The organism is Micromonospora sp. NPDC047753 (assembly GCF_040642735.1).
Taxonomy (GTDB): domain Bacteria; phylum Actinomycetota; class Actinomycetes; order Mycobacteriales; family Micromonosporaceae; genus Micromonospora.
This window is the reverse complement of record NZ_JBEYSL010000839.1, coordinates 1-1,480: the sequence shown is the minus strand read 5'-3', so window position 1 is coordinate 1,480 and position 1,480 is coordinate 1. Positions and strand designations below refer to the sequence as shown.

2 protein-coding genes and 1 pseudogene are annotated in these 1,480 nt (G+C 69.7%); all 3 read left to right on the top strand.

Annotation, left to right across the window (positions count from 1 at the left end; translation table 11 throughout):
- Positions 1-209 (top strand): annotated as a pseudogene (locus ABZ749_RS35065) (hypothetical protein); the annotation flags it as partial.
- A gap of 254 nt (positions 210-463) precedes the next feature.
- A complete protein-coding gene (locus tag ABZ749_RS35060; protein WP_357235682.1) occupies positions 464-1,105 on the top strand; it encodes a GNAT family N-acetyltransferase in 642 nt (213 codons plus the stop codon).
- 123 nt (positions 1,106-1,228) lie between these two features.
- Positions 1,229-1,375, top strand: coding sequence for a hypothetical protein (locus ABZ749_RS35055; RefSeq protein ID WP_167337290.1), 147 nt, complete (start codon positions 1,229-1,231; stop codon positions 1,373-1,375).
- Positions 1,376-1,480 lie beyond the last annotated feature (105 nt).

Here is a 1,480-nt window from a genome sequence, read left to right as displayed (position 1 = left end):
GGTCGATCATGAGGGTGAGGCCGGTCAGTCGAGCGCCGCGCAGCCCGACGATCGTGGTGTTCGGCCACGACATCGACGGCCAGTGGTACAACCGCACCTGGCGGCCGCAGCTCACCGACCTGAAGCTGGGCTGGGAGAGCTACGGCGGCGGAGCCGACACCCTCTGGTACGACGACGTCGCGATGGGGTCGAGCCGGATCGGCTGCTGACCCTTCGGGGTAGCGGGCGGGGCCGTCGGCGGCGCCGTCCAGATCATCGACTGTGTCAAGGGTGTGATCCGGAGGCCGGGTCACACCCTTGATCGTCATTGATCTGCATCACATCACGGCGGCCCCACAGCTGCTCACGTCGCGCGGCAGGATGTCTCAAGACTGTCTGGTCGCGCGCTGACAACGGGCGGGAAGCGCATTGCCGCGTCCCCTGTCGGCAGCCGCGCGGTCGGGGGACCGAAGAGAGGGCGACAATGGCCAGCACGTTGACCGACATCCTGGACGCGGCGGCGCACGGGCACTTCCCGCCACCGGACGGTGGAACCACAGTGGTGCCACAGCCAAGCCGCCGTGATGCCGGAGTCATCGCCTTCACCGGACACTCGGTGGTGTTCACCGACGAGGACCCCCAGTGGGTACGCCGTACGTTGGCGTCAATCGACTGCGATCCACTGGCGGCCACGATGAATCCGCGTTTCCTGGGTGCGTTGCTCGACCACACTCGGCGTTCCATGGACACGATCGACCTGCTGACCGTGGCGAGCAGCCTTGACGGGCCACCTCCACTGCCGCTGACCGAGCTGGCGGACGCGGGTCATCCTCGCGAGGTCAGGGCACGTCGGCGTCGTGACGACATCCGTGTCTGGGCCGCCGAGGGTGGGGTGGTCGTGCTCGGCCGCGGGGTGGCCGGCCGATGGGAGGCGGCGACAGAGGTCGACGACGAGTGTCGCCACCGGGGTCTGGGACGGGCGCTGGCGACGGCCGCCCGACATCTGGTGCCCGACGGTCAGCCGGTCTGGGCCCAGCAGGCCGCCGGCAACGCGCGCAGCGTGCGCGCGTTCCAGGCGGCGGGTTTTCGACCGGTTGGCGCCGAGGCGCTGCTGCTCGCGCCGTAGACACCGCGGCGGACGCACCACTGTGGGCCGAACCGTGATCATCAGGAGGTTTCCGCGATCACGCCGGGGGGCATCCCGGCGGTTGAAGGCAGCCGCCCGCTACCCCTGATTGAGGAGAGCACCATGTCGGTCCAGGCATTTCTCTACGTTGTCGCCGTCATCCTGATCGTGCTCGCTGCTCTGCCGCTGCCCACGAGGGGTGTCTCGCTCGCGCTTCTGGGCGCCGCCTGCGCCCTGCTGGCCTACGCCTGGCCGGTGATCACCGACTGACCTTCGCGTGAGTCGTCGTTGGTGCGGTCGGTGGCCAGCAGCCCCCGGCGGTTAGGGCGGCCGGCCCCCCCCCCCCCATATGTTTGGGGGACAGGGGCGCCCGGA

Bases quoted from the DNA above. Each gene is read 5' to 3' on its own strand.
- ABZ749_RS35060 (WP_357235682.1), top strand. From the start codon at position 464: ATGGCCAGCACGTTGACCGACATCCTGGACGCGGCGGCGCACGGGCAC.
- ABZ749_RS35055 (WP_167337290.1), top strand. From the start codon at position 1,229: ATGTCGGTCCAGGCATTTCTCTACGTTGTCGCCGTCATCCTGATCGTG.